This window comes from Sphingomonas sp. Leaf30, assembly GCF_001422525.1.
In the GTDB taxonomy this organism is placed as follows: Bacteria; Pseudomonadota; Alphaproteobacteria; order Sphingomonadales; family Sphingomonadaceae; genus Sphingomonas; species Sphingomonas aerolata.
In genome coordinates this window covers 528147-547732 of sequence record NZ_LMKZ01000002.1, presented here as the reverse complement: position 1 = coordinate 547732, position 19586 = coordinate 528147, and the positions used below count along the sequence as shown (strand labels likewise).

At 67.5% G+C, this 19586-nt stretch carries 17 protein-coding genes; 11 read left to right on the top strand and 6 right to left on the bottom strand.

The features are described 5' to 3' along the window. The first annotated feature begins 22 nt into the window (after positions 1-22). Positions 23-1354 carry a sugar MFS transporter gene (locus ASE89_RS09115; protein ID WP_082451353.1) on the top strand — a complete coding sequence of 444 codons (1332 nt, stop codon included), beginning with the start codon at positions 23-25 and terminating at the stop codon, positions 1352-1354. Positions 1355-1379: 25 nt separating this feature from the next. On the opposite strand, the gene ASE89_RS09110 is transcribed toward ASE89_RS09115, so the two are convergent. Further along, positions 1380-2141 (bottom strand): FadR/GntR family transcriptional regulator, encoded by a 762-nt coding sequence (locus tag ASE89_RS09110; RefSeq protein WP_056407587.1) that lies wholly within the window; start codon positions 2139-2141, stop codon positions 1380-1382. A gap of 111 nt (positions 2142-2252) precedes the next feature. On the opposite strand from ASE89_RS09110, the gene ASE89_RS09105 reads away from it, so the two are divergent. From ASE89_RS09105 to ASE89_RS09095, 3 genes are all read left to right on the top strand, one after another. After that, positions 2253-3806, top strand: a complete 1554-nt coding sequence (locus tag ASE89_RS09105) for an aldehyde dehydrogenase (NADP(+)) (RefSeq protein WP_056676303.1) — start codon at positions 2253-2255, stop codon at positions 3804-3806. Between the two features lie 67 nt (positions 3807-3873). Beyond that, positions 3874-4866 carry an AraD1 family protein gene (gene araD1 / locus ASE89_RS09100; RefSeq protein ID WP_056676299.1) on the top strand — a complete coding sequence of 331 codons (993 nt, stop codon included), beginning with the start codon at positions 3874-3876 and terminating at the stop codon, positions 4864-4866. A gap of 2 nt (positions 4867-4868) precedes the next feature. Next, complete coding sequence (locus ASE89_RS09095) at positions 4869-5795, top strand: Gfo/Idh/MocA family protein (RefSeq protein WP_156363372.1); 927 nt, start codon at positions 4869-4871, stop codon at positions 5793-5795. A gap of 41 nt (positions 5796-5836) precedes the next feature. Here the strand turns inward: ASE89_RS09095 and ASE89_RS09090 are convergent, their stop codons facing one another. Then, positions 5837-6526 (bottom strand): OmpW/AlkL family protein, encoded by a 690-nt coding sequence (locus ASE89_RS09090; protein WP_082451352.1) that lies wholly within the window; start codon positions 6524-6526, stop codon positions 5837-5839. 126 nt (positions 6527-6652) lie between these two features. Here ASE89_RS09090 and ASE89_RS09085 point away from each other — a divergent pair, with 126 nt between their 5' ends. Next, the gene (locus tag ASE89_RS09085; protein ID WP_056676297.1) at positions 6653-7972 is read left to right on the top strand and encodes a radical SAM protein; all 1320 of its coding nucleotides are present in this window, start codon (positions 6653-6655) and stop codon (positions 7970-7972) included. Beyond that, positions 7962-8678, top strand: a complete 717-nt coding sequence (locus ASE89_RS09080; protein WP_056676293.1) for a Crp/Fnr family transcriptional regulator — start codon at positions 7962-7964, stop codon at positions 8676-8678. Before ASE89_RS09085 ends, ASE89_RS09080 begins: the two co-directional genes overlap by 11 nt. Before the next feature lie 23 nt (positions 8679-8701). Here the strand turns inward: ASE89_RS09080 and ASE89_RS09075 are convergent, their stop codons facing one another. Further along, positions 8702-10360 (bottom strand): amino acid ABC transporter ATP-binding/permease protein, encoded by a 1659-nt coding sequence (locus ASE89_RS09075; RefSeq protein ID WP_056676291.1) that lies wholly within the window; start codon positions 10358-10360, stop codon positions 8702-8704. After that, the gene (cydD, locus tag ASE89_RS09070; RefSeq protein WP_056676289.1) at positions 10357-12078 is read right to left on the bottom strand and encodes a thiol reductant ABC exporter subunit CydD; all 1722 of its coding nucleotides are present in this window, start codon (positions 12076-12078) and stop codon (positions 10357-10359) included. Before cydD ends, ASE89_RS09075 begins: the two co-directional genes overlap by 4 nt. A 118-nt stretch (positions 12079-12196) precedes the next feature. Here cydD and ASE89_RS09065 point away from each other — a divergent pair, with 118 nt between their 5' ends. The 4 genes from ASE89_RS09065 to ASE89_RS09055 all read left to right on the top strand — a co-directional run bounded on the left by ASE89_RS09065 (position 12197) and on the right by ASE89_RS09055 (position 15936). After that, entirely contained in the window at positions 12197-13798 is a 1602-nt protein-coding gene (locus ASE89_RS09065; protein ID WP_056676288.1) for a cytochrome ubiquinol oxidase subunit I, read from the top strand. Between the two features lie 33 nt (positions 13799-13831). After that, a complete protein-coding gene (cydB, locus tag ASE89_RS09060; RefSeq protein ID WP_056676286.1) occupies positions 13832-14971 on the top strand; it encodes a cytochrome d ubiquinol oxidase subunit II in 1140 nt (379 codons plus the stop codon). A 28-nt stretch (positions 14972-14999) separates the two neighbouring features. Further along, positions 15000-15122 (top strand): cytochrome bd-I oxidase subunit CydX, encoded by a 123-nt coding sequence (gene cydX / locus ASE89_RS19700; protein ID WP_082451351.1) that lies wholly within the window; start codon positions 15000-15002, stop codon positions 15120-15122. Positions 15123-15225: 103 nt separating this feature from the next. Further along, complete coding sequence (locus ASE89_RS09055) at positions 15226-15936, top strand: Crp/Fnr family transcriptional regulator (RefSeq protein WP_056676280.1); 711 nt, start codon at positions 15226-15228, stop codon at positions 15934-15936. 34 nt (positions 15937-15970) lie between these two features. Here the strand turns inward: ASE89_RS09055 and ASE89_RS09050 are convergent, their stop codons facing one another. Together ASE89_RS09050 and ASE89_RS20765 are read right to left on the bottom strand one after the other, a co-directional pair. Then, the gene (locus ASE89_RS09050; RefSeq protein ID WP_056676277.1) at positions 15971-16561 is read right to left on the bottom strand and encodes a hypothetical protein; all 591 of its coding nucleotides are present in this window, start codon (positions 16559-16561) and stop codon (positions 15971-15973) included. Between the two features lie 242 nt (positions 16562-16803). Further along, entirely contained in the window at positions 16804-17139 is a 336-nt protein-coding gene (locus tag ASE89_RS20765) for a hypothetical protein (RefSeq protein ID WP_168427603.1), read from the bottom strand. Here ASE89_RS20765 and ASE89_RS19695 point away from each other — a divergent pair. After that, positions 17111-19579: a PAS domain S-box protein gene (locus ASE89_RS19695; protein WP_168427601.1), complete on the top strand. Its 2469-nt coding sequence runs from the start codon at positions 17111-17113 to the stop codon at positions 19577-19579. The two genes, ASE89_RS20765 and ASE89_RS19695, sit on opposite strands and share 29 nt — an antisense overlap. Positions 19580-19586: the final 7 nt, after the last annotated feature.

Below are 19586 nucleotides of genomic sequence, written 5' to 3'. Positions count from 1 at the left end.
ATGGCACGGAGGATGGACGATTATGGCGATGCCGATACAGACGCACGGGACGATCGCAGGCGCTGCACCGGGGACAGGGGGCAGTGCGGAGGGGCCAAGCTACCGATCCGCGCTGACCTTGCTGGCCAGCCTGTTCTTCATGTGGGGCTTCATCACGGTCATCAACAACACGCTGCTGCCGCATCTGCGCAGCGTGTTCGACCTCAGCTACACACAGACCACGCTGATCGAGAGCGTCTGGTTCATCGCCTATTTCTTCGCGTCGATCCCCTCCGCCAAGCTGATCGAGCGTGTCGGCTATCAGCGCGCGATGGTGTTCGGGCTCGCGCTGATGGCCGCCGGTGCGCTGATGATGGTGCCCGCCGCGCGGCTGCCGTCTTATGGCGTGACGCTGTTCGCCCTGTTCGTGATCGCCAGCGGCATCACGCTGCTTCAGGTCGCGGCGAACCCCTATGTCGCGGTCGTCGGCCCGCCCGAGACCGCCTCGTCGCGACTGAACCTGGTCCAGGCGTTCAATTCGGCGGGCGCGACGCTCGCGCCCTTGTTCGGCGGCTATCTGATCCTCGGCCGCTCGACCTCGGGTACGGCGGTGGCCGGATCCACCGCAGTACTGACCCCCGCCGAGCGGCTTGCCGACGCGCAGTCGGTCGTGCTGCCCTATCTCATCGTCGCGGGCGTGCTGGTCGTGCTCGCGGTCGTCATCGCGCGCTTCCCGCTGCCGGCGATGGGGGCGGCGACGCAGCGTTCGGCAAAGGCCGATCGCAAGGGCCTGTCGCTCTGGTCGCATCGCAACCTCGTCCTCGGCATCCCGGCAATCTTCATCTATTTGATCGCCGAGATCGGCGTCGCCAACCTGTTCATCAACTTCGTCAGCCAGCCGCAGATCGGCAATCTGACGCACGAGCAGGCCTCGCACTATCTGTTCATCCTGTGGGGCGGGATGATGGTCGGGCGGCTTGTCGGCAGCGTCATTATGCGCAGCGTTCCGGCGGAGCACGTCCTGGCGCTGGCCAGCATCGGCGCGTTCGTCGTGATGCTGGTCGCCACCTTCACCACCGGGCACGTCGCGATGTGGGCGCTGATCTCGGTCGGGCTGTTCCATTCGATCATGTTCCCGACGATCTTCACGCTCGGCATCCGCGGGCTCGGACCGCTGACGGAAGAGGGATCGGGGCTGCTGATCATGGCGATCGCGGGTGGTGCGCTGGTGATCGTGCAGGGTTGGCTCGCGGACCGCTATGGCTTGCAGATCTCGTTCCTGCTGACCGCGGCGTGCGACCTCTACATCCTGTTCTACGCGATCTGGGGATCGCGCGTGACGCATGCGCTGCCCGAGCCGGTCGCGGTCGGATGATCCGGATATCGGCGGTGCGGCGCGTTCAGCGCTGCATCGCCGCCTTCGTATCTTCCAGTGCCAGGTCGACCAGCGTGCGCATCGCGGCACTTGCCGCCGCGGCATCGCCAGCCGCGATCGCGTCATAGACCAGGACATGATCGGGGATCGGGTTGCGGGGCAGCGCGCGGGCGCGTTGCTTGTACTGGGTGGTCCAGTTGACCGCCGCGCCAATACTGGCGCTCAGCACGATCAGCGCGTCGTTCCGCGTCGCGGTCAGCACGGCGTCGTGGAATTCGCGATCCGCCGCGCGGCCCGCCTCGGTCGCGAGCGTGTGGCGACGCATCGCGGTGAGCGCGTCCTTCATGATCTTCAGATCGGCGCGGTCGCGACGCTCGGCCGCCAGCGCGGCGGCGGCCGGTTCGACAATCGCGCGCAGTTCGAACAGGTCGCGCACGAACATGATGTCGGGCTCGGCGGCGAAAGCCCAGGCGAGCACGTCGGGATCGAGCAGGTTCCACCGGCTGCGGGGCAGGACGCGTGTGCCGATCTTGGGCCGGCTTTCGACCAGCCCCTTGGCGGTCAGCACCTGCACGGCCTCGCGGTACGCGCTTCGCGACACGTCGAGCGTCTTCGAGAAATCGACTTCCCCGGCCAGCGTGTCGCCGGGCGCATATTCGCCCGACAGGATCGCAGTGCCCAGCTTGTGCGCCACCGCGCCGTGAAGGCGGCGGCCGGTCCCCCGGGGGCTGCGTGCTGTTCCGGCGTCGGTCACAATCTCCTGTGGATCGTCGTCGTTGATCGTCATAGCGCCTGCTCCATCATCACGGCGTAACAGTCCGCGTGCCATCAAGGAACGCCAAAAGATTGCTAAATCGGGCGATTGCGCATAAGTCTGAGTATAAGGGAGCTACTATCCATGACTGATATCCAGACGGCCGAGACGGCCGGCCACGACGCGTTCCGTTCGATCGACGCGGCGACGGGGCTCGCGACCGGCGAGGCCTTTGCGGTCCACGGCGCTGATGACGTTGCGACGGCCTGTGCTGCCGCCGACGCGGCATTCGATGCGTATCGCGCGACCGACAATGCAGCCCGCGCGGACTTTCTCGAACGGATCGGCGAAGAGATCGTCGCGCTCGGCGACACACTGATCGTCACCGCGATGCGCGAGAGCGGCTTGCCGCGCGCGCGGCTCGAGGGCGAGCGGGGTCGTACCGTCGGCCAGCTGAAGCTGTTCGCCGGCGTCGTGCGCCGCGGCGGCTGGATGGGTGTCCGCATCGACCCGGCGCTGCCCGACCGCGCACCCTTGCCGCGTCCCGACCTGCGCCTGCGGATGATCCCGCTCGGCCCGGTCGCGGTGTTCGGCGCGAGCAATTTCCCACTCGCCTTCTCGACCGCGGGTGGTGATACCGCCTCCGCGCTCGCTGCGGGCTGCCCCGTCGTCGTCAAGGGTCATCCGGCGCACCCCGCGACCGGCGCGATGGTCGCTGGCGCGATCGAGGCGGCGGTTGCTGCGTGCGGTCTGCCAAAGGGTGTGTTCTCGCATCTGGTCGGCCCCGGCAATGATCTGGGCAGCACGCTGGTTCAGGATCCGCGGATCGCTGCGGTCGGCTTCACCGGGTCGCGCGCTGGCGGTCTGGCGCTCGTCAAGCTGGCGCAGGCGCGCGACGTCCCGATCCCGGTCTATGCCGAGATGTCGAGCATCAATCCCGTCGTGCTGCTGCCCGAGGCGCTGAAAGCGCGCGGCGCGGCGCTGGGTACGGCCTTCGTCGGTTCGCTGACGATGGGCGCGGGGCAGTTCTGCACCAATCCCGGGTTGGTCCTCGCCATCGAGGGCGACGGGCTCGATGCGTTTGTCGCCGCAGCGGCGACCGCGCTTCCCGACGCATCGGCGGCGACCATGCTCACCGGCGGCATCCATGCCGCGTACCAGAAGGGCGTCGAGGCGCTCGCGGGCCATGACGCGGTCAAGACGATCGCACAGGGCAAGGTCGGCGAAGGTGTCGCACAGGGGCAGGCGGCGTTCTTCGAAACCACCGCCGCGCAGTTCCTGAGCGACGCGGCGCTAGGGCATGAGGTGTTCGGGGCGTCGTCGCTGCTGGTGCGCTGCGCAGACGAGAACGAGCTCCATGCCGTGCTGCGCGCCGCGGAAGGTCAGCTGACCGCGACGATTCAGATGGACGCGGGCGATGCCGGGATGGCGTCGCGCCTGATCCCGCTGCTCGAGCGCAAGGCGGGGCGGATCCTGGCCAATGGCTGGCCGACGGGTGTCGAGGTCGCGCATGCGATGGTCCATGGCGGGCCGTTCCCGGCGACGTCGGACGGTCGCACGACCTCGGTCGGCAGCCTGGCGATCGACCGCTTCCTGCGGCCGGTATCTTACCAGAACTTGCTGCCGGAATTGCTGCCCGCATGCGTACGTGACGACACGGACGCGCCGCGGCTGATCGACGGCGTCGTCGCCGGCTGACCCGCCAATTCCCTGCATGATGACGTCCGGGCGAACCGTAACAGCGGCACCCGGAAAGGAGAGGATGATGAGCTTGCGCCTGTTGCAGCATGTTGGCGTCGACGGCACGCGATCGGTGATCGCGGCCACCAGCGCCGGGGCGACGTTCGTTCCCGGCATCGACAGCGTTCGCGCGCTCGCCGAACGCGCGATCGCGGAGGGTCTCGATCTTGCCGCGACGGTCGCGGCCTGCGGCACCGGCGCCAGCGTCGACATCGCGGCCGAACTGGCTGCCGGTCGGCTGATGTCGCCGATCGATCATGTCGACCCGGCGCATGTTGTCATGACGGGTACCGGGCTGACGCATCTCGGCTCGGCCGAGGGCCGCGACAAGATGCACCGTGCCGCGGCGGATGCGGAAAAGCAGACCGATTCGATGCGGATGTTCCTGGAAGGCGTCGAGCGCGGCAAGCCGGCGCCGGGCGAGTGCGGCCAGCAGCCCGAATGGTTCTACAAGGGTGACGGTTCGGGGCTCGTCGCGCCGGGCGCGGCGCTCGAGATGCCTGATTTTGCCGAAGATGGCGGCGAGGAGCCCGAGCTTGCCGGTATCTACCTGATCGGCGCTGACGGCACGCCGTTCCGGCTCGGCCTGTGTCTGGCCAACGAGTTTAGCGATCACGTGACCGAGCGGCACAATTACCTCTGGCTCGCGCATTCCAAGCTGCGCCAGGCGTCGCTCGGCCCGGAGTTGCTCGTCGGCCCACCGCCCGAGCATGTCGAGGGGATGAGCCGGATCCACCGCGACGGCGCCGTCCTGTGGGAGAAGCCGTTCCTGTCGGGCGAGGCGAACATGTCGCACAGCATCGCCAATCTCGAGGCGCATCATTTCAAATATGATCTGTTCCGCCGCCCGGGCGACATCCATGTCCATTTCTTTGGGACTGCGACGCTGTCGTTCGCCGAGGGCGTGACGACGCGTGAAGGCGACGTGTTCGAGATCGAGGCTGCGCCCTTCACGCTGCCGCTGCGCAACACGCTGACCAGGGCCGCACCGCGGTTGGTCTCGGTAAAGGCGCTTTGAGCGTGGCGGGTATCCGCATCGCCGTTGTCGGCATGGGCAAGATCGCACGCGACCAGCATCTCCCGTCGATCGCGTGCAACGCCGAATTCGAGCTCGTCGCCAGCGTCAGCCCGCGGGATCCGGGCGTCGAGGGCGTCGTCAACTTCAAGTCGCTGGAGGCGCTGCTCGCCGACGGTCCGGCGATCGACGCGATCGCGCTCTGCACGCCGCCGCAGGTGCGCTATTCGCTCGCCGCGATGGCGCTCGATAAGGGCCTGCATGTGTTCCTCGAAAAGCCGCCGGGCGCGACACTCGCCGAGGTTGATGCGCTCGAGGCTCAGGCCGCACAGACCGGCGCGACGCTCTTTGCCGGCTGGCATTCGCGGTTCGCCGCGGGTGTCGCGCCCGCCAAGGCCTGGCTGGCCGATCGTCGCATCGACCGCGTGTCGATCGTCTGGCGCGAGGACGTCCGCGTCTGGCATCCCGGTCAGGCATGGATCTGGGAGCCCGGCGGGCTCGGCGTATTCGATCCGGGCATCAACGCCTTGTCGATCGCGACCGAGATCCTGCCCGAGCCGTTCTTCCTCGAGTCCGCGACGCTGTCGACACCGGCCAATCGTGCCGCGCCCATTGCTGCCGATCTCGCTTTCCGCAGTGCGTCGGGCACACCGATCACGATGGATCTCGACTGGCGTCAGACCGGCCCGCAAAGCTGGGACATCGTCGTCGACACCGACGCCGGCACGCTCCGTCTCGCCAAAGGCGGCGCGGTGCTCACGCTGCCCGAGGGCAGCAGCGAGCATGACGATGCCGAATATGCCGGGCTCTACGCGCGTTTCGCCGCCCTGGTCCGTGACGGGCGCAGCGAGGTCGACACGACCCCCTTCACGCTCGTCGCCGACGCGTTCCTGCGTGGCACCCGCGTCTCGGTCGCGGCGTTCGACGACTAGGACCGCGGGTGCGATGGCCCGCGGTCCTGCTCGGCCGTGGGTTAAAGCCTCAGGCCGAGACCGACGCCGAAGACGAGCGGATCGAGATTGATCTTCACGGTCTGCGTACCGATTGCCGTCGTGCGCAGTCGGGCGCTCGTGTCGATGTCGATATATTTGACGTCGAGGTTGAGAAAGACCTTCGGCGTGATGTCGACATCGACCCCGGCCTGCGCCGCCCAGCCGAAGCTGTCCTTCATACGCACCCGCGTCCGCCCGACCGCCTTTTCGAGACCCGCCGAGGCATCCTCGTTCCAGAACATCGTGTAGTTCAGTCCGGCTCCAACATAGGGACGGATCGAGCCGCGCGGGTTGAGGTGATATTGCGCGGTCAGCGTCGGGGGCAGCACCCAGGTCGAGGCCAGCTTGCCGATCGATCCGGTCGTCCCGCTACGCCCGCTGGCGCTGTGCTTGGTCGTCGCGGCGATCAGTTCGAAGCCGATCTGGTCGGTGGCCATATAGGTGACGTCGACCTCGGGCATCGCGCTGTTGTCGACGCTGACGCGCTCGCCGGGGAAGGTCGGGAGGATCCCGCCCGAGCGTTCGTTCGGCGCGACGAGGATCGCGCGCAGGCGGACGAGCACGTCGCCCGCCTGGATACCGGTGCGCGGTGCCGGGTCCTGCGCCATGGCCGGCGTGGCGATGCCGAGGCCGGCGGCGGCTAGAACTACGCCGATGGAAAGATGCTTCATTGCCCGACTCCTGATTGGGATGCGTTCGGGCTAGGCGTACGGCGAGGCGGGGGCGTTGATCACGGCCAAACGCGGATTTGATGCCGATCAAAGACCAGTCGAAGGGGACATCGCACCCATCGTCGCATGTGGACCTATCACCCCGAACTGCTCGCGACACCCGTGCCGCGCTACACCAGCTATCCGACCGCTGCCGAATTCGGCAACGATGTCGGCCCGGCCGACATGGAGGAGGCGCTGGGGGGCATGGTGCCGGGGACGGTCGTTTCGCTGTATCTGCACATCCCCTATTGCCGGGACATATGCTGGTATTGCGGATGCAACACGGGGGCGGCGAACCGCGCCGCGCGGCTCGCCACCTATGTCGAACGGCTCGAACGCGAGATCGCACTCGTTGCGCAGCGGGTGACTGGCGTCCGCGTGGGACGGATCGCGTTCGGCGGCGGCAGTCCGAACGCGATTCCGCCGGCGGCGTTTCTCCGGCTCGTCGAAAGCGTCAGGACGGCGTTCGACTGCACCGATGCGATACTATCGGTCGAGGTCGATCCGCGTGGCTTCGACCGCGACTGGGCGGGGGCGATCGGGCGAGCAGGGGTGTCGCGGGTCAGCCTCGGCGTCCAGACGCTCGACCCGCAGGTCCAGGCGGCGATCGGGCGTGTGCAGCCGTCGGAGGATATTCGTCGCACGAACGCGCTTTTGCGCGATGCCGGTGTCGGGTCGATCAATTTCGATCTCATGTATGGCCTGCCGCAACAGTCCGAGCAAAGCCTGCGCGCCAGCATCGTCGAGAGCATCGCGATGGCCCCCGAGCGGCTCGCGGTGTTCGGCTATGCGCACGTCCCGCACCTCGTACCGCGCCAGAGACGTATCGTCGCGGACGGGCTGGCCGGGACGGCGGAGCGCTTTGCGCAGGCGGCCCTCGCGCATCGCATGCTGGTCGATGCCGGCTATGATCCGGTCGGGTTCGACCATTTCGCCCGACCGGGCGATGCGCTCGCGCAGGTGGCGGCGAGCGGCGGCCTGCACCGCAACTTCCAGGGATTTACCGAAGACCCGGCGGAGATCCTGATCGGTCTTGGCGCCAGCGCGATCAGCGACTTTCCCGACCGCATCCTGCAGACCGAGAAGAATACGGGGCGCTACGGCATGCGGATCGATGCCGGAACCCTGGCAACCTGTCGCGGGCTGCGGCGCAGCCCCGAAGACAGGCTGCGCGGCCGGGCGATCGAGACGATCCTGACCCGGGGCACGGCAGACCTGACCTCGCTGGATGGCGCGGCCGATATTCGCATGCGGCTGACGCCGTTCGAACGGTACGGGCTGATCGCCTGGGAGGGGAGCGTGCTCCGCCTGAGCGAAGACGCGCTTCCCTATGCGCGCGTCATTGCGAGCAGGCTGGACGCGTACCGGCAGACCGCGTCGGCACGGTTCAGCCATGCGGTCTAGTGCGGCTGGCGGGGCGATCGTGACGCTGCCGCCGCGCTGTGCCGCCTGCAACGTACGCGAGGATGCGCTGTGTGCGACGCTCGAAGACGCGGGCCTGGTCGCGCTGCACGGGATCGGCCGGCGGCGGACGATGCCGGCGGGGCAGGTGCTGGTCTGGAGCGGGGATCCGAACGCGATCTGTGCCACCGTCGTGTCGGGGGTGCTGAAGGCGATGCGCGCGGGGCCGGGGGGGCGCGAACACATTGTCGGCCTCGCCTTTGCCGGAGATTTCGTCGGCGACCTGTTTGCCGACACCGCGAACGAGACGATCCGGGTGATCACCGATGCGGAGCTGTGCGTGTACCCGCGCGCGGCGCTGCAAAAGATGCTCGACGCGCATCCGGCGATGGAACGCCTGTTGCTACACCGCGCGCTCGGTGCGCTCGACGACGCGCGGATGTGGATGCTGATGCTGGGACGCAAGGCCGCGGGCGCGCGGATCGCCACGTTCCTGCTGGAAATGGCACGGCGGATGGGTCAGCCGGGCCCGGCCCGCTTCGACCTGCCGATGAGCCGGTCGGAGGTCGGCGCACTGCTGGGGATGACGATCGAGACCGTCAGCCGGCAGATGACGTCCCTGAAGCGCCGCGAGGTCGTTGCCCTGCCGGGCGGGCGCGGCGTCATCATCCTCGATCGGGCGCTGCTCGCGCGGGCCGCGGCAGGCTGAGCGACAGCCCCCGAGATTTGGTACTAGGCGGCGCTGCGCCGGTCCGATCTTGCCTGTGTCAGGTCGAAACGCCGCGGGCAGAGGGCGACGAGCGCCGGGCGGTGGCTCACAAGGATCAGCCCCTGTCCGGTCGTGTCGAGGCGCTGCGCCAGTCGGACCGCGAGCAGCTTTTCGGTCGTGCGGTCCAGCCCTTCGCTCGGCTCGTCGAGCACGAGCCATGGCGCGAGCGAGCAATAGGCGCGCGCCACCGCGAGACGGCGCCGCTCCCCGCCCGACAGCCGTGCGCCGTTTTCACCGACCCACGCGTCGAGTCCGTTATCGAGCGCGCGAACCCGACCGTCGAGCACCGCGTCGTGCAGCGCCCGCCACAGCGTGGCATCGTCGGCATCCGGGTTGGCCAGCATTAGATTGTCGCGCACCGTTCCCGACAGCAGCGCGGCATCCTGTGGTGACCAGGCGAAGCTCCGCCGCGATATCTCTGCCGGGATCAGGCCGATATCATCTCCGTCCAGCCAGATATCGCCAGGCGCGCTCGGCCGCAACGACAGCATCTTTTCCACGAGCGTCGTCTTGCCGATCCCCGAGGGGCCGGTCAGCGCGACCCGATCGCCGTGCTGCACGTGACACGTCCCCGCCGGCAGGACGAAGTGCAGTGCGCTACGGCTAGGACCGGCCGTGTTCGGCAAAGCAAGCGAAGATGCATTCTCCAGGTAAGTCTCTGCGCTCTCGTGCGTTTCCAGGATATCGTCGAGCCGGTCGCGTGCCGCGCGCATGCGGCCCCGCTCGATCATCGCGCGCAACACCGGCGTGCCCGCATCGATCGTCATCGCCGCTGCCAGCGCCGCCAGCGCAGCCCGTGGCGCCCCCGATCCGGCCGACAGGATCGCGGCGCCGGCGGCGGCGATACCGACGGCCGTCGCGTGCAGCAGGTCCAGCCATCCGGCGGCTTCTGCCTGCGCACGCTGCGCGGCGGCGAGCGCACGGCTTCGATCGTCGACCTGCGCAGCGGCCCAGGGCTCGAGCCCGAAGCATCGCAGTTCGGGGGCGGCATCGGCAAGGCCTGCGAACGTCTCGCGAAGTGCCCCGGCAGCATATTGCACCGCCTGGCCGAGCGGCGCGCTACGACGGGCAAGCCGGTCGGCAACGATGAGGAGCACCGCCATGCAACAGGCGGTGGCGATCGAGGCTGCGACGCTGCCCAGCGATACGAGCCCAAGCCCCGTGATCAGCGCCGCGGCGACGCCCCAGGGCGCGGACTGGCGTACGAACTGCATCTCCATCGCATCGACGTCGCCGATCAGCCGGGCGGTCGCCTCGCCCGTCCCGAAGGCGAGCGCGGTCCCAGCGGGCTGTGCTGCGAGCGCCCGGAAGATGGCCGGGCGGATCCGCGCGAGCGCGCCGAACGCCGCCTCGTGGCTGGCGAGGCGCTCGCCGTAACGTGCGCCGGTCCGCAGGATGGCGAGAAGCCGGATTCCCGCGCTCGGCAACATGTAGTTGAACGCGAGCGCTGCCGCCGGGCCCGCCAGACCGGCGATCGCGGCGGCGGTGATGAACCAGCCCGACAGCCCGAGCAGCAGGACCGACGCTGCCGCGACGATTGCGGCGAGCAGCGCGGCGCGTGCGAGGATTGGGCGCTGCGCACCTCGCTCCTGCGCGAGCAACCTGTCGAGTGGACCGTTCATGCGGGGTCTCCAAGCCGGACCACATGATCGGCGATGCCGGCCAGGCGGTCGCTATGCGTCGCAATCAGCGTCGTCCGGCCGCGACAGGCCGCCGCGATCGTCGTTACCAGCGCAATCTCCGACAGTGCATCGAGATGCGCCGTCGGTTCGTCGAGCAGCAGGATCGGTGCAGGCTTGAGCATGGCGCGCGCCAGGGCAAGCCGCCGCCGTTCGCCACCGGACAGCCCGCCGCCGCGCGCATCGAGCCGCGTGTCGAGACCGGCCGCCATCCGACCGCCGCCGCGTGCCATCAGCATTGGCCGAAGACCGGCCTGCACCACCGCGCGGTCGATCGCATCGTCGGTGGCGTCGGGGCAGGCAAGGCGCAGGTTTTCGCGGATCGTGCCGGCGATGATCAACGGATGCTGGCCAGCCCAGGATGCGCGCGGCGCGAGCGAGCCGCCGGGTGGGAGTCGCTGGCCGTCGATCAGGACATCGCCCGCGACCAGCGGGGCGAGGCCGAGCAGCAGGTGCAGCGCGCTGGTCTTGCCGCTGCCCGATGGTCCGGTCAGCACGACGATGCGGCCGGGCGGGACGTCGAACGACAGGCCGGACACGGCGTCCCGTCCCGCGCCGGGATAGCGGATCGCGACCGACCTGAACGCCAGTGCGGGAAGAGCGGGTATTTCGAGCCGCAGTGCGTGCGGCGTCGATGGCAGCGACGCCGGCATGGGAGAGGCGGGCGCGGGGAGGGCGATCAGGCGATCCGCCGCCGTCTCGGCCGTCTGCTTGTCGTGATAGGCGGCGGCGAGACGTCGCATCGGTGCGTAGAATTCGGGTGCGAGCGCGAGGACGAAGAAGGCGCGGCCGAGATCGAGCTGCTCGGGCACCGGGAAGGGCAGGAGGTGGAGCAGGTTGAACCCGCAATAGACCGCGACCAGCGCGACCGAGAGCGCGGCGAAGAACTCCAGCGCGCCCGAGGACAGGAAGGCGACGCGCAGCACGCCCATCGTCCGCGCCGCCAGTTCGTCTGCTGCGATCCCCAGCGCGCGGGCCTCGCGGTCCTTGGCGCCGAACGCAAGGACGACCGGTAGTGCGCGGACCCGATCCGCGAACCGCCCTGTCAGCCGGGCCAGCGCGGTGAACTGGCGCCGGGATTTGTCCGCGGCCGCACCCCCCGCAAGCGCCATCGCGACGATGAACGGTATGAGCGTCACGACCAGGATGCCCGCGGCGACGGGGCTGGCCAACACGGTCGCGAGCAGGATCAGGAAGGGTGCGATGGCGCCCGCTTTGCGCGCGGGCAGGAAGCGCGCGATATAGCCGTCGAGCGCGTCCACCTCGTCCACCACCGCGGCCATCAGGATACCCGTGGTCGTCGGCGCACCGGGGGCGCGGTGCAGCGCCGATGCGACGATCCGGCGACGCAACGTCACCTTGGCGTCTTCGGCCTGGCGGGCGCCCGTGCGCGTCGCGAGCATGACGACGAGACCGCGAAGGCCGCCGGACAGGACGACGAGCATTGCCCAGGGCAGGACCGCGGCGGCGCCGGCCGGAACCGCGACGATCGCCCCCGCCAGGCCGCCGGCAAAGCCGATCGCGGCAATGCTGTCGAGCATGAGCCACGCCGCCGCCGCATCGCCGCGTCGACCGCCCTGGGCGATGGTCTTGAGCCACTGGCGACGCGCGCGGGGCGTCGGGTCGGTGGATGCGAGGTCGCTCGAAGATAGTGCCGTCATGGACAGGCTTGTCGCGTATTGCCGTTCGTCTGGTCTTTGACCGCGGTCAATGTTCTCACCGGCCGCGCCACTTACGCCCCGACCAAACCGGCATGTTCGCCGGGGGGGAGACCGTTCCATGGACCTCGGGGTCATCGACCTGTCGCGGCTGCAGTTTGCGCTCACCGCGCTCTATCATTTTCTCTTCGTGCCGCTGACGCTGGGCCTGTCGATGATGCTGGTCATCATGGAATCGGTCTATGTCATGACGAACCGGCCGATCTGGCGCGTGATCACGCGCTTCTGGGGGCGGATCTTCGCGATCAACTTCGTGCTGGGGGTGGCTACGGGGCTGACGATGGAATTCCAGTTCGGCACGAACTGGTCGTATTTCTCGCATTATGTCGGGGACATATTCGGCGCGCCGCTCGCGATCGAGGGGCTGATGGCGTTCTTCCTCGAAGCGACGTTCGTCGGCATCATGTTCTTCGGCTGGGGGCGGCTGTCGAAGCTCGGGCATCTGCTCGTCACGGCCATGGTGGCGCTGGGCACCAACCTGTCCGCGCTGTGGATCCTGATCGCGAACGGCTGGATGCAGAATCCGGTCGGCGCGACGTTCAATCCGGAAACGATGCGGATGGAGGTGACCGATTTCGGCGCCGTCCTGTTCAACCCGATCGCGCAGGCCAAGTTCGTCCACACGGTCAGCGCGGGCTATGTCTGCGCGGCGGTGGTCGTGCTGGGCATCAGCGCCTTCTGGTTGCTCACCGATCGCTACAAGGGCGTGGCACGGCGATCGATGACGGTGGCGGCAGCCTTTGGCCTGGCCGCATCGCTGTCGGTCGTCGTGCTGGGTGACGAGAGCGGCTATGCCCTGACCGACAACCAGAAGATGAAACTCGCCGCGATCGAGGCGGCCTGGCACACGGCACCCGCGCCGGCCGGTCTGACGCTATTCGGCGTACCCGACGTCGCCGCCCGTGAAACCCGGTATGAGGTCCAGATCCCCTGGGTCCTCGGGCTGATCGCGACGCGCAGCCTCGACGGCACCGTCACCGGCATGTCCGAACTGGTGCTCAAGGCGCAGGAGCGGATCACGTCGGGCGTGGTCGCCTATGACGCGGTCGAACGGCTCAAGACCGACCCTGCCAACGTCGTGCAGCGTGCACGGTTCGAGGCGCACAAGCGTGATCTGGGCTATGCCTTGCTGCTGAAGCAGCATGTCGCGGACCCGCGCACTGCCAGCCCAGCGCTGATCGCCACGACCGCGTGGGACGTGGTGCCGAACGTGCCGCTGATGTTCTGGAGCTTCCGGATCATGGCTGCGATCGGGGTCCTGATGATCGCGCTGTTCGGTTCGGCGTTCGTCCTGACGTCGCTCCGCCTGCACACGCAGACGCGGTGGTTCCTGAAACTCGCGGTGCTCGCGATCCCCTTGCCCTGGATCGCGATCGAGCTGGGCTGGATGCTTGCCGAGATCGGCCGCCAGCCCTGGGCGATCGAGGGCGTGCTGCCGACCTTCCTTGCCGCATCCTCGCTGACGCGCGGCGTACTGTGGACGACGATCATCGGTTTCACCGCAATCTACGGGACGCTCGCGGTCATCGAGGTCCGTCTGATCCTCGCGACGATCCGCAAGGGGCCGTTCGAGCATGACGAGGATGCCTATCCGGTGCCCGATGCCGGACCGGCAGGGCGCGGTGCCGCGCGCCCCGTTGCTGCCGATCCGATCCCCGCCTGACCCCTTCTCGCCTGATCCGAAAGGCACGATCCGATGTTTGACTATGAGACGCTGCGCATATTGTGGTGGGGGCTGATGGGAGTGTTGCTCATTGCCTTCGCGCTGACCGACGGGTTCGACCTCGGGGTCGCCACGCTTCTGCCGTTCGTCGCACGGACCGATTCCGAGCGCCGGATGGTGATCAACTCGGTCGGTCCGACCTGGGAGGGGAACCAGGTCTGGTTCATCCTGGGTGGCGGCGCGATCTTTGCCGCCTGGCCGTTCGTTTATGCGGTCAGCTTTTCCGGCTTCTACCTCGCGATGTTCCTCGTGCTCGCGGCGCTGATCCTGCGACCGGTCGGGTTCAAATACCGCTCGAAGCGGCCGGATCCGCGGTGGCGGTCCGGATGGGACTGGGCGCTGTTCATCGGGGCCGTCGTGCCGGCGCTCGTCTTCGGGGTCGCGGTCGGCAATGTCCTGTCGGGGGCGCCGTTCCGGCTGGACAGCGATCTGCGCGCCTTTTTCGACGGCAGTTTCCTCGGGCTGTTCACGCCCTTCACGCTGATCTGCGGCCTGTTGTCGGTCGCGATGCTGGTCCTGCACGGCAGCGCGTGGCTGGCGATCAAGGTCGAGCATGGCCCCGTCCATGACCGCGCGACGCGGTTCGGGACGCTGGCCGGCATGCTGTCACTGGTCCTGTTCGCGGCCGGCTGGGCGTTCGTCGCCTGGACCGATATCGGGTTCCGCATCGTCGGGACCATCGATCCGGCGGGGCCGTCCAATCCGCTGCGCACGACGAGCGAAATCGCTGCGGGCGCGTGGCTGGCGAACTATGCACTCCATCCCTGGATGATGATTGCCCCGCTGCTGGGATTCGGCGGCGCGGTGGTCGCGCTGATCGGGATACGCCGACGGATCGAGAGTGCGGCATTTGCGGGATCCTCGGCATCGGCGGTGGGGATCATTGCGACCGTCGGGCTGTCGATGTTTCCCTACATCCTGCCGTCCAGCATCGATGCGCATTCGAGCCTGACGGTCTGGAATGCGTCATCGTCCGAAAAGACACTCGGGATCATGCTGTTCGTCACTGTCGTCTTCCTGCCGATCGTCCTCGCCTACACCGCATGGGCCTTCAAGCTGATGTGGGGCCGGGTCACCGCGCACGAGGTCGCGACCAATCCCGATTTCTACTGATCACTCCATGCGCCAAGGACGATAGATAATGTGGTATTTCAGTTGGGTATTGGGCCTCGGCCTTGCGCTGGGCTTCGGAGTGCTGAACGGCATGTGGCATGAGTTTTCCCTGCCGGCCGATGACGAGATCGACGTATCGGACATGCCGTAGACAGTGACGGGCAACATATCCTGCCCGCCCCGTCCGGCGATATTGACCAGTCGGCGCCGAATTGATGCGGTCAATTCGGCGACCGGGCGCTATATCTCTCGTCATGCTTGCTGCAACCATCTGCGTCGACTGTGCGGTCCGCGATCAGTCGCTCTGCGGAAGCCTGACCAACAGCGAACTGCATGCGCTCAATACCCTGGGTCGGCGGCGGATCGTGCGGCGTGGCGAGACGCTGATCTGGGCGGGCGAGGACAATATCCTGTGCGCCAACCTGCTGTCGGGCGTGCTCAAGCTCGTCGCCTCGAGCGGTGACGGTCGCGAGCAGATTGTCGGGCTCCTATATCCCGCCGACTTTGTCGGGCAGCCCTATCCCGGGCAGGCGGATTTCAGCGTGTCGGCGCTGACCGACGCCGAAGTGTGCATCTTTCCGCGGGCGTCGTTCGAGCGCGTACTGACCGATCATGCGCGGATGGAGCGGCTATTGCTGCAACGCACGCTTGCCGCACTCGACGAAGCACGATCGCGCATGCTGACGCTCGCGCGCAAATCGGCGAGCGAGAAGGTCGCGGGGTTTCTCGTCGATATGGCGGCCCGTGCCCCGGCGACCGGTTGCAGGGGAACGCCCAGCGGGCCGGTCACGTTCGACCTCCCGCTTTCGCGGGGGCAGATCGCCGACATATTGGGGCTGACGATCGAAACCGTCAGCCGGCAGATGACGCAGCTGAAGACTCGCGGCGTCATCGGCTTGCCCGGCGGAAGAGCCATCACCATTGTCGACCGCGATGCTCTCGCGGCGCGCGCCGATCCGGCATAGCGACGCCGGGAGCGACAGCAGGCTGTGCTCAGGGTCAAGTGCTACCCGCCAGGCTGTCGGTCAGCCGCATCCTGGCGGCGCGCGTGAGGCGGGCATGTCCCAAGGTCAGGATCGCCAGTTCGGTGAAGTCGGTGGCATGCCGGCAGCCGTCGAAGAAGCATCGCAACATATAGCCGAGCATGTCGGGCGCGAACCGGTCGGCTTCGATCGAACGCGGATCGAGTGCGACGATGAGATCCTGTGCGTAGACGGCGTCGGTCGCGCGGTGTGCGGCGACATGATCGAGCAGCACGCCGATCAGCGGCTGTGACGGGGTTCGCCGGAACAGCGTGTCGAGCGTCGGCTCGAGGCCATCGTCGTGCCGTTCGGTCACCAAGGCCAGTCGCGCACAAATCCAGTCCGCATCGCGTGCCGAGGGTCTGACGGGCAAGCAGTCTGCGCAATGTTCGAGGATGCTGCACAGGCTTCGCAGATCGGCATGCGCGGACAACAGGTCCGCAAGATCGTCGTCGCGGATGACATGCCAGTGACGACACGCTGGAACCGGGGACGACTCGCCGTCGCGCGATGCCCGATCGACGCGCTGCGCCGTGCCGTCCTGCTTCGTGCCGTGCCCGTCCGTCATGCCGGCTCCTCCGGTCATCGCTCTGCCCGTCATGGCGAACCGCGGCATTGATCGTCGTCAAAGGGGCAGGGTGCCGGTTTGACGCGACCGCGGCACCAGGTCGCGCACTGATATTTGGTGACGTTTACCGATGCTTAGGCGCGCCGGCCTATCCTGAGACGGGTCGCCGGGTCGTTCCGAAGTCGCGGGATGGACGCATTTTCGCAGCTGACCATAATGGTGGAACTGCCCGTCATTATGGGTCAATATATTCGCCAATGAGCTAGGTAATAATACAGTATTGGCATATATTTGCCGGATAGCATGGAGACTTCAACGCAAGACGATTCCGTTTCGAAAATGAGCCAGCCGGGCCGTACTGTGGCCGGGTTGTGCATCGCGGCTGTCTTTGCGTGTGCGACGGTCCCGATGATCGGGTGGATGCTGCGGATTCCCGTGCTGACGACGTTCGGTTTGGTCGAGCCAATGCCGCCGTTCGGCTGCATTGCCTTTGCCTGCATGGCGGCGGCGACCCTGATATTGTCACGCGGACATTCCAGTCGCCGGGCCATGCCGCTGCTCGCCGTGCCGATCGCCATTGGTCTTGAGCGCCTGTTCGTCCAACTGGTCCTGCCGGCCGGGAGCCATGGAATCGATGGGTGGCTGTTTGCGGACGATGTCCGGACAGCCTTTGATCGCGCGATGACGGGGCCGGGCATTGTCGCCGATCTCATACTCGTCGCATTGCCCGTCGCGATCGGCGCAGCCGCGGCAAATACCCGCTCCTATGGACGGCTGGCGGCGGCACTCGCAGGCGGCAGTTTGGTGACTGCAAGCACAGCCTTATTGTTGATCCCGATGCTCCCGGCCCTGCATGCGACCGGGTGGCATCTGTCGTCGACGTCCCTGCCATCCGCGATCGGCGCGATGCTGCTGGCCCTGGCGGTACTTGCCTGGCGAAGTGATGATCTGGACGAGCCCGGTGCCTGGTCGCCCGAATGGCACATGCTGCGGCTTGTCCTGCCACTGCTGCTGGTCGTACCGGTGCTAGCGCCGCTCGTGGAAATGGCGAGCATCGAGCTTGCCGGGGTGTCAGCGGTCTGGGGCGAACTGATGACCGTTACGCTGAACTTCGTGGTGGTCAGCGCGCTCGTCACCTGGACGGTGCGGAGCGCAGCGCGGCATCGCGCCGCGTTGTCCGAGCTGACCGAGGCATTGAACGCCGCACCGATGGCGCTGGTCGATACCGATGACCGGATCATCCACTGGTCGCGCGGGTGCGAGGAATTATACGGGTGGCGTGCGCACGAGGCGCTCGGCAGGCAGAAGCATGTACTGCTCGCGTCGTGCACCGCCGACGGCAGCTTGGCGACGGGCTGCCCGCATGCCGATGGCGAGCGTGAACTGATCGAGCGCCGACGCGACGGCAGCGCGGTGCACGTGATCGAGCAGGCGCGCAGGGTCGAGAAGCTGGCCCGTGCGCCGGCCCTCGTCCTGTCGATGACCGATATCAGCACCCGGCTCGAGATCGAGGCCGCGCTGCGCAAGAGCGAGGAGCGTCTCGCGCTCGCCAGCAGTGCGCACGAGATCGGGGTCTTCGAATGGGAAATCGCAACGGGGGCGCTGACCTGGACCGCAGGGTCCGAGCAGCGTCTGGGGCTGCCCGCGGGAAGCCTGCACGATTATCCGAGCTGGGCGGCGTTGATCGACCCGGACGACCTGGCGGAGGTCGAGCGCACGATCGCCGAAACCGTCGGCATGCGCGCACCGCGCATCAGTTTCACCTATCGATTGAGACTGCCCAACGGCACGCAGCGTTTCCTCGAAGGCTCTGCGCGCTGCTTCTACGATCAGGCAGGCGCGATGGTCCGGACCACGGGGATCACGCTGGACATAACGCGGCACGAGGAGCGCGAGGCGGCGCTTCGGGTGCGCGAGGCACAGCTGCGGTCGATCCTCGAAACCGTGCCCGACGCGATGATCGTCATCGACGAGGCCGGCGCCATCCGCTCCTTCAGCGCCGCCGCCGAACTCATCTTCGGCTATAGCGCCGCCGAGGCGATCGGATTGAACGTGCAGACCCTGATCCCGGGCGAGCGTGAGGCGTGGCAGCAGGGGTATTTACGGCGTTATCCGGCCTCGGGCGATCGGCGTGGCGTTGGTCATGGCCGGCTCACCACCGCGCGGCGCGCGGACGGGAGCAGCTTCCCGGTAGAGCTGCATGTCGGCGAAGCGCTGGTCGACGGCGAACGCGTGCTGACGGGGTTCGTCCGTGACATTTCGGAACGGATCGCCGCGGAAGAGCGGCTGAGCCTCGTCCGGCGGGAATTGATGCAGGTCATCCGGTTGAACGCGGTCGGCGAAATGGCTGCGGCGCTCGCGCATGAACTCAACCAGCCGCTCGCTGCGATCGCGAACTTCGTCACGACCGCCGAATTGCTCCTCGACAGCGGCGCCGGCATGGATGGCGACCGGCTCAAGGCCACGTTGATATCAGCGAACACGCAGGCCCTGCGGGCAGGAGACATCATCCACCGGCTTCGCGAGTTCATCGCCAAGCGCGAGTCCGAGATGCGGATCGAGCCCGTGGAGGCGACACTGCGTGAGGCCGTCACGTTGCTGACGTCCGGTGGACAGCATGCCGATATCGAGCTGAGCTTCGCGCTGTCCCCCGACGCCGACTTCATGCTCGCGGATCGGATCCAGGTGCAGCAGGTGGTCGTCAACCTGCTCCGCAACGCGTTCGAAGCATTGGCGACATCGCCCGACGGCGCGCGCGGCGTCCTCATCGAGGCGCGGTTGAACAAAGCGGCGCTCGTCGAGATCAGCATCTGCGACAATGGTCCCGGCTTGCCCGATGCGATCCTGTCGCGGATGTTCACGCCCTTCACGTCATCGAAGGGGGAGGGGGGCATGGGCTTCGGCCTGTCGATCTGCCGCCGCATCGTCGAAGCGCATGGCGGGGAGCTGGTCGGCTTCAATGCCCCGGGCGGTGGCGCCTGCTTTCGCTTCACCGTGCCGCATGTCTGTTTGGAATAAGCCGTGA

Bases quoted from the DNA above. Each gene is read 5' to 3' on its own strand.
- araD1 (WP_056676299.1), top strand. From the start codon at position 3,874: ATGAGCTTGCGCCTGTTGCAGCATGTTGGCGTCGACGGCACGCGATCG.
- cydD (WP_056676289.1), bottom strand. From the start codon at position 12,078: ATGACGGCACTATCTTCGAGCGACCTCGCATCCACCGACCCGACGCCC.
- ASE89_RS09090 (WP_082451352.1), bottom strand. From the start codon at position 6,526: ATGAAGCATCTTTCCATCGGCGTAGTTCTAGCCGCCGCCGGCCTCGGC.
- ASE89_RS09055 (WP_056676280.1), top strand. From the start codon at position 15,226: ATGCTTGCTGCAACCATCTGCGTCGACTGTGCGGTCCGCGATCAGTCG.
- ASE89_RS09065 (WP_056676288.1), top strand. From the start codon at position 12,197: ATGGACCTCGGGGTCATCGACCTGTCGCGGCTGCAGTTTGCGCTCACC.
- cydB (WP_056676286.1), top strand. From the start codon at position 13,832: ATGTTTGACTATGAGACGCTGCGCATATTGTGGTGGGGGCTGATGGGA.
- ASE89_RS09085 (WP_056676297.1), top strand. From the start codon at position 6,653: ATGTGGACCTATCACCCCGAACTGCTCGCGACACCCGTGCCGCGCTAC.
- cydX (WP_082451351.1), top strand. From the start codon at position 15,000: ATGTGGTATTTCAGTTGGGTATTGGGCCTCGGCCTTGCGCTGGGCTTC.
- ASE89_RS09050 (WP_056676277.1), bottom strand. From the start codon at position 16,561: ATGACGGACGGGCACGGCACGAAGCAGGACGGCACGGCGCAGCGCGTC.
- ASE89_RS09115 (WP_082451353.1), top strand. From the start codon at position 23: ATGGCGATGCCGATACAGACGCACGGGACGATCGCAGGCGCTGCACCG.
- ASE89_RS09080 (WP_056676293.1), top strand. From the start codon at position 7,962: ATGCGGTCTAGTGCGGCTGGCGGGGCGATCGTGACGCTGCCGCCGCGC.
- ASE89_RS09110 (WP_056407587.1), bottom strand. From the start codon at position 2,141: ATGACGATCAACGACGACGATCCACAGGAGATTGTGACCGACGCCGGA.
- ASE89_RS20765 (WP_168427603.1), bottom strand. From the start codon at position 17,139: ATGGCGATCGGCACGGCGAGCAGCGGCATGGCCCGGCGACTGGAATGT.
- ASE89_RS19695 (WP_168427601.1), top strand. From the start codon at position 17,111: ATGCCGCTGCTCGCCGTGCCGATCGCCATTGGTCTTGAGCGCCTGTTC.
- ASE89_RS09075 (WP_056676291.1), bottom strand. From the start codon at position 10,360: ATGAACGGTCCACTCGACAGGTTGCTCGCGCAGGAGCGAGGTGCGCAG.
- ASE89_RS09105 (WP_056676303.1), top strand. From the start codon at position 2,253: ATGACTGATATCCAGACGGCCGAGACGGCCGGCCACGACGCGTTCCGT.